The organism is Virgibacillus carmonensis (genome assembly GCF_057836705.1).
Genome location: NZ_JBYQFJ010000160.1, coordinates 1 through 705 on the forward strand (window position 1 = coordinate 1; position 705 = coordinate 705).

1 protein-coding gene is annotated in these 705 nt (G+C 42.6%); it reads left to right on the forward strand.

Annotated features, from left to right (window positions below; translation table 11 throughout):
* Positions 1-705: transposase (locus AC3G7N_RS21130; RefSeq protein WP_489424109.1), on the forward strand; the 705-nt coding region annotated here is incomplete at both ends.

Here is a 705-nt window from a genome sequence, read left to right on the forward strand (position 1 = left end):
TGGAGCAGCTGGATGACAAGGTGGAAACGTATGACAAGAAAATAGAAGCGAGTGAAGACGTAAGCGAACGTAAACAACTTCGGTCTGACCGTAAAGCACCGAAACAATTCCGCAAACAATTCAAGGATTATTTGGCACGCAAGCAAAAATACCAAAACGACATGGAGATCTTCGGAGAACGCAATAGTTACTCGAAGACGGATCATGATGCCACTTTTATGCGAATGAAAGATGATTATATGAAGAACGGTCAGCTAAAAGCGGGTTATAATGTGCAGGCTGCAACCGAAGGACAATATGTGCTCGCTTATGATGTATTCCCAAATCCGACAGATACTCGCACCTTCATTCCATTTCTGGATAACATAGAAAATAATTTCTTTAAGCTGCCGAAGCATATCGTCGCTGACGCAGGGTATGGAAGTGAACAAAACTACGAAGATGTCATGGAGAATCGAAAGCGCACCCCGCTGATTACCTATAACCAGTATCGAAAAGAGAAGAAAAAGAAGCATAAGAATAACGCTTTCCATACAGCCAATTGGGAATATAACAAGGAAGACGATACGTTTACCTGTCCAAATGGAAAACTATTGATGTTCAGCTACGTGTCCCATCGAACAGACAAATACGGACTGACACGAACGTTTAAAGTCTATGAGGCTGAGGACTGTTCAGATTGTCCATTGCGTTCCCAATGCACCA